The sequence below is a fragment of the Nocardioides sp. genome, from assembly GCF_047607365.1.
GTDB lineage: Bacteria > Actinomycetota > Actinomycetes > Propionibacteriales > Nocardioidaceae > Nocardioides.
In genome coordinates this window covers 1-4,846 of sequence record NZ_JASGDD010000122.1, presented here as the reverse complement: position 1 = coordinate 4,846, position 4,846 = coordinate 1, and the positions used below count along the sequence as shown (strand labels likewise).

The window sequence follows — 4,846 nt, the reverse complement described above, 5'->3', positions numbered from 1 at the left end:
GTCGCGGCGGCCTCAGCGGCCGCCGCGACCTCGGTGCCGGCCTCGGTGGTCGGTGCGGTCTCGGCGGGAGCATCGACGACGGCGACTGCCTCGTCGAGGGGGAGCGACGCGTCGGCGGGATCGACCTCGCCGGCGGAAGGCGACTCGACGTCCGCGGGAACGTCGGCCACCGGCTCGATCACCGGTGTCGCGAGCTCGGCCGGCTGCTGGGTCTGCTGCTCGGCCTGTTCGACCGGCGTCGTGGGCTCGGCCTCCGTCGTGGGCTCGGCCTCCGCAGGGAGCTCGGGGGGAGCGAGTGGCTCGACCCTCTTCGGCGTCCAGAAGGTCCGGGGCGGCCTCGGGGTCTTCGGGGTCTTCGGTGTCCGGGGCGCCTTCGGGGTCTTCGGGGCGGGTGCGACGGGCGGGCTCGCCGGCGTCTCGGTCAGTGCGGCCAGCTCCGCACGCTCCGCCTGCTGGAGCGCGAACGCGGCCACGACGGCCGCCGCCGCGTCCGTGGCGGGGTCGGGCATCCAGCGCTCGACCCCGTCGTCGGGCTCCGGGGCCGCGTCGACGGACGCGCGAGGCTCCCGGGTCGGATCCGCCTCGCCGGTCGGCCCGGTGGCGGCCTCCGGAGCGGGCTCGGCGAACGCGGGCTCCGCCGTCGGCTCGAGCACCGACCCCACCTCGGTGGGGCTCTCGTCGGTGGGCGGGGTCCCGGGCGCCGCGACATCCCCACCGAGGTGGGGTTCCTGCTCGGTGGATGGGGCGAGCCCGGCGGCGGGCTCGTCGACCTGCGTGGAGTGTGCCCCGGTCGCGACGGTGTCGTCCGTGGGCACCTCGAGCCCGGCGAGCAGAGCCGCGAGCGTGGCGGAGTCCAGGTGCGGCGCCGTGGCCGTCGGCGTCGACGGGGCCTCCCCGTCGATCTCGGCGATCGCGGCCGAGGCGGCGTCGATGATGGCCTGGAGGTCGATCAGGCCGGCGACCGCCTCCGGCGCGGGGCCGCCGGCCGCGGGCACGGCCGTCGGTGCGGCCGCCGGCTCCTCGTTCGTCTCGGGCTCCGGCTCGGATGAGGGCTCCGACTCGGCCTCGAGCTGCTCGACCGTCTCCGGCTCCTGCCCCTGCGTGGCGTCGGCCGCAGGTGACGGGGACGCCATCTCGTCGACCGGCTCAGGGTCAGGCTCGGGCTCTGGCTCGGGGGCGACCTCGACCCGCGGGGCGGGCGGCGCGGGCTCCTCGACCGGCAGCGGACCGCGGAGGATGGCGTCGAGATCCAGGGATGCCGCGGTCGGGTCGGGCTCGACGGTGCCGGTGACCGCGATGGTGCGGAACACGTCGAGGATGTCCGCGAACGGCTTCAGCGGATCCCGCTCGTCAGGCATCTGGGACACGTGGGATCAACGATGTCCCGTGAGGAGCGTCACGAGCAACAGACTAGAGACATGCCCCCCGAACAAAGGAGACATGCCCTCGGCCGGCGAGTGCCGGTCAACCCAGGTCGGCGATGGCGCGGGCGATGGCGAGCGTGCGCCGAGCGGACTCGACGTGCAGCGACTCGACCATCTTGCCGTTGTAGGTGACCACGCCGCCGTTGCCGCTGTTCCACGCCTCGATCAGGCCCTCGGCGCTCGCGACGGCCTCCTCGGACGGCGCGAAGCCGGAGTTCGCGCCGGGCACCTGGGCGGGGTGGATGAGGGTCTTGCCGTCGAAGCCGTACTGCACGCCCTGGAGCACCTCGGCGGCGTACCCCTCCTCGTTCTTCACGTCGTTGTAGACGCCGTCGAGGATGGCCTTGCCGGTCGCGCGCGCGGCCAGCACGGCCAGCTGCAGCGACGTCATCAGCGGCTCACGCCCGGGGACGTGGTCGATGAAGAGCTCCTTCACCAGGTCGTTCGTGCCGAGCACGAGCACGGTGAGGCGGTCGGAGGCGGCGGCGATCTCCTCCGCGTGCAGGATCGCGTACGGCGACTCGATCATCGCCCACAGCTTCGTCTTCTCCGGAGCGCCGGCCGCCTGGAGCGACGCGACCAGCGACTGCACCGCCGACGCGCTGTTGACCTTCGGCACCACGATCGCGTCCGGGCCGACCGCCGCCGCGGCGCGCAGGTCGTCGGCATGCCACTCGGTGTCGGCGCCGTTGATCCGGATGGTCAGCTCCTTGGCGCCGTACTCGCCGCTGGCGACCGCGGCGACGGCGTTCTCCCGCGCGGACGCCTTGGCGTCGGGGGCGACGGCGTCCTCGAGGTCGAGGATGAGGGCGTCGGCGGGGATCGTCTTGGCCTTCTCCAGCGCCCGCTCGTTGGAGGAGGGCATGTAGAGGACGGACCGGCGGGGCCGGAAGGTGGCGTCGATGCTCATGCGCTCGCTCCCTCGATCTCGATCGCGTCGTAGGTCTCCTTGAGCTTCGGGTCGATCGCGGCGAGCTCCTCGGCGAGCTTCACGAGCACGAGGCACTGCTTGAGCGACGCGTCGTCCTCCATCTTGCCGTCGAGCATGACCGCGCCGGTGCCGTCGCCCATGGCGGCGACCACACGGCGGGCGTGCCTGATGTCCTCGACCGAGGGGGAGAAGACCCGGTTGGCGATCTCGATCTGCTTGGGGTGCAGCGACCAGGTGCCGACGCAGCCGAGCAGGAAGGCGTTGCGGAACTGGTCCTCGGCCGCGACGACGTCGGTGATGTCGCCGAACGGGCCGTAGTAGGGGTAGATCCCGGCGGCCGCGCAGGCGTCGACCATCTTGGCGATCGTGTAGTGCCACAGGTCCTGCTGGAAGATCGCGCGCTGGCCGTTGATGTCGGCCACGCCGACGTCGTTCTTGGGCGGGTCCTGGCGGACGAGGTAGCCGGGGTGGCCGCCGCCGACCCGCGTGGTCTTCATCTTCCGGTCGGCCGCCAGGTCGGCGGGGCCGAGCGAGATGCCCTGCATGCGGGGGCTGGCCAGGGCGATGTTCTCCACCTCGGCGACGCCGCGGGCGGTCTCCAGGATGGCGTGGACGAGGATAGGCCGGGTGAGGCCGGCGCGGGCCTCGAGCTGGGCGAGGATCCGGTCGACGTAGTGGATGTCCTCGGCGCCCTGCACCTTGGGGACCATGATGACGTCGAGCTTGTCGCCGATCTCGGTGACGAGCGTGGTGAGGTCGTCGAGCACCCACGGGCTGTCGAGGGAGTTGATCCGGGTCCACAGCTGGGTGGGGCCGAAGTCGGTGCCCTTCGCGATCGACACCAGACCCGCGCGGGCGGCCTCCTTGTTGTCCGCCTTGATGGCGTCCTCGAGGTTGCCCAGCAGCACGTCGACCGTGCCGACCATCTGCGGGATCTTGGCGGCCATCTTCTCGTTCGACGGGTCGAAGAAGTGGATCGCGCGGCTCGGCCGGGCCGGGATCTCGCGGAGCGGCGCAGGAGCGCCGACGGCCAGCGGGGCGAAGAAGTCCTTGGGACTCTTGTAGCTCACGGTCGTCCTCGCTCCGCTCCGGGCGCCCGCGAGGCGCGAGCGCTGAGTTGTCTGGTTCCTTCGCTTCGCTCAGTCACGAAGGGCCAACCTAGCAGCGCCCGCGAGTCACCGGTCCGGGACGGCGGCGTGATCTGAGGCGCCTCCGCGCCGCGTCTAGGGCAATCGCCCGATGTGCGGCACTACCTCAGACGACGACCGTGGAGGCCATGAGCAGCTTCGACCCCGCCTATGTCCGGGCCGTCAACCGTGAGCAGGCGCAGCGCGTCCGCGACGGCATCCTCGGCCGCCCCCGCCTTCCCGTACGCCGTCCGCGACTCGGACGCCGTGGTGGATCATGACCGTGTGGCCCAGACCAGCCGGACCCTCGTCGGTCGCGACGCGGAGCTCGCCGAGCTCACCGGCCTGCTCGGGGAACGGCACGTGCTGCTCGCCGGGGACGCGGGCGTCGGGAAGACCCGCCTGCTGAGCGAGCTCGGCGAGGTCGCCCGCGCCCGGGGCTGGGCGGTCCACACCGGCCACTGTCTCGACTTCGGCGATCTCGGCCTGCCCTACCTGCCCTTCTCGGAGATCCTCGACTGCCTCGCGGTCACCGATGCCGAGCTGGTGGCCGGGGTCGAGCTGGCGCACCCCACCCTCGCCCGGCTCCGCTCGGCGAGCCGCTCCGAGGTCGCGCCGATCGACCGGGCACAGCTCTTCGCCGGCGTACACGCCCTGCTGGCGGCGGCCGGGGCGCAGACGCCGACCCTGGTCGTCCTGGAGGACGTGCACTGGGCCGACCAGTCGACCCGCGACCTGATCACCTTCCTGCTGACCCGGCCGTTCCTGAGCCCGACGGCGCTCGTGGTCTCCTACCGCTCCGACGACCTGCACCGCCGGCACCCGCTGCGGCGGCAGTCGGGCGAGTGGGCCAGGCTCCCGGCGGTCGAGCGGATCGCGCTGGAGCCGTTGGGCGACGACGCCGTCCGCGACCTCGTGGCGGCGATCGACGCGGGCCTGGGCGAGAGCGAGCGCGAGGACATCGTCGCGCGGGCCGAGGGGAACGCCTTCTTCGTGGAGGAGCTCGTCGGCGCGGCGACCGGGCCCGGGCACTGGATGCCCGAGCAGCTCGCCGACCTCCTCTTGGTGCGCCTGGACCGCCTCGACGACGCCGGCCGGGAGATCGTCCGGACCGCGAGCGTCGCCGGTCGCCGGGTGCGGCACGACCTCCTCGCGGCGGTCACCGACCTGCCCGCCGCCGCGCTCGACGAGGCGCTGCGGCGGGCGATCGAGTCGCACGTCCTCGTGGCCGGGGACGGCGCGTACTGGTTCCGGCACGCGCTGCTGGCGGAGGCCGTCTACGACGACCTGCTGCCCGGCGAGCGCGTGCGGCTGCACGCGCGCTACGCCGCCGCGCTGGCCTCGCCTCCCGCGGCGTCCGGGAC

Annotated in this window: 4 protein-coding genes and 1 pseudogene; 2 read left to right on the top strand and 3 right to left on the bottom strand. The window is 73.3% G+C overall.

The annotated features are described in order from the left end of the window. From QM572_RS09590 to QM572_RS09580, 3 genes and pseudogenes are all read right to left on the bottom strand, one after another. A pseudogene (locus QM572_RS09590) lies at nucleotides 1-1,358 on the bottom strand (hypothetical protein); the annotation flags it as partial. Nucleotides 1,359-1,464: 106 nt separating this feature from the next. Next, complete coding sequence (locus tag QM572_RS09585) at nucleotides 1,465-2,334, bottom strand: HpcH/HpaI aldolase/citrate lyase family protein (protein WP_415092451.1); 870 nt, start codon at nucleotides 2,332-2,334, stop codon at nucleotides 1,465-1,467. Continuing rightward, nucleotides 2,331-3,425 (bottom strand): HpcH/HpaI aldolase/citrate lyase family protein, encoded by a 1,095-nt coding sequence (locus QM572_RS09580; protein WP_415092449.1) that lies wholly within the window; start codon nucleotides 3,423-3,425, stop codon nucleotides 2,331-2,333. The genes QM572_RS09585 and QM572_RS09580 overlap by 4 nt, the downstream gene beginning before the upstream one ends. A gap of 206 nt (nucleotides 3,426-3,631) precedes the next feature. Here QM572_RS09580 and QM572_RS09575 point away from each other — a divergent pair, with 206 nt between their 5' ends. Together QM572_RS09575 and QM572_RS09570 are read left to right on the top strand one after the other, a co-directional pair. Beyond that, nucleotides 3,632-3,763, top strand: coding sequence for a hypothetical protein (locus QM572_RS09575; protein ID WP_415092447.1), 132 nt, complete (start codon nucleotides 3,632-3,634; stop codon nucleotides 3,761-3,763). Nucleotides 3,764-3,767: 4 nt separating this feature from the next. Continuing rightward, a partial coding sequence (locus QM572_RS09570; protein ID WP_415092445.1) for an ATP-binding protein occupies nucleotides 3,768-4,846 on the top strand: 1,079 nt, incomplete at its 3' end.

What these genes read in the sequence shown, in the direction of transcription:
- QM572_RS09585 (WP_415092451.1), bottom strand. Translation starts at nt 2,334, where the DNA reads ATGAGCATCGACGCCACCTTCCGGCCCCGCCGGTCCGTCCTCTACATG.
- QM572_RS09575 (WP_415092447.1), top strand. Translation starts at nt 3,632, where the DNA reads ATGAGCAGCTTCGACCCCGCCTATGTCCGGGCCGTCAACCGTGAGCAG.